The sequence below is a fragment of the Hymenobacter agri genome, assembly GCF_054778495.1.
In genome coordinates this window covers 1-567 of record NZ_BAAGZM010001275.1, presented here as the reverse complement: position 1 = coordinate 567, position 567 = coordinate 1, and the positions used below count along the sequence as shown (strand labels likewise).

The 567-nt window shown below is 69.3% G+C and carries 1 protein-coding gene; it reads right to left on the bottom strand.

What is annotated here, in order from left to right; translation table 11 throughout:
* Positions 1 to 567: hypothetical protein (locus tag ACYVDE_RS25775; protein WP_460504348.1), on the bottom strand; the 567-nt coding region annotated here is incomplete at both ends.

The following is a 567-nucleotide window of genomic DNA, read 5'->3' as shown; positions in this document are numbered from 1 at the left end:
CAGGTTGGCCAGCGCATCGGCCTTCAGCGCGTAGCTGCCGGCTTGCGGGGCAGCCACGTTCAGGGGTACCAGCACGGTGGCGGTACCCAGCGCGGGCAGGCCGTTGATGGCGAGGGCTTCGCCGCCGGCCAGCGAGGTCAGGTTCAGGCCGTGCGAGTTGTTCAGCTTGGTGGCGTCAAATTCCACGTCCTTGCCCGCCGTGGCGCCGGCCTGGAAGTACACGTAGGCCGCGTCGGCTACCGAGGCGCCTTGCAACGTCAGGGCCACCTGGGGGCGGGTGTCGGCGGTGCCGCGGCCGAAGCTGGGCTGGGTGCCGAAGGTCGTCACGCGGTTCGAGTTATCGAGGTTCACCTGGCCGCTGGTCTGGCCCGAGCTCACCCGCACAAAGTAGCCCTGGCTCGATACCACAATGGGCTGCGGGCTGTTGCTGTTGCCGCCCACGCCGTTCACGCTGGCGCGGTACGAGCCACCGTACTGCCCGGCGCTTTCAAACACGTAGATGGCGGCGTCCATGCCGGGGCGCTGGGCGGGGGCTACGGTGCTCCAGTCGAGGGGGCTCGGGTAAGG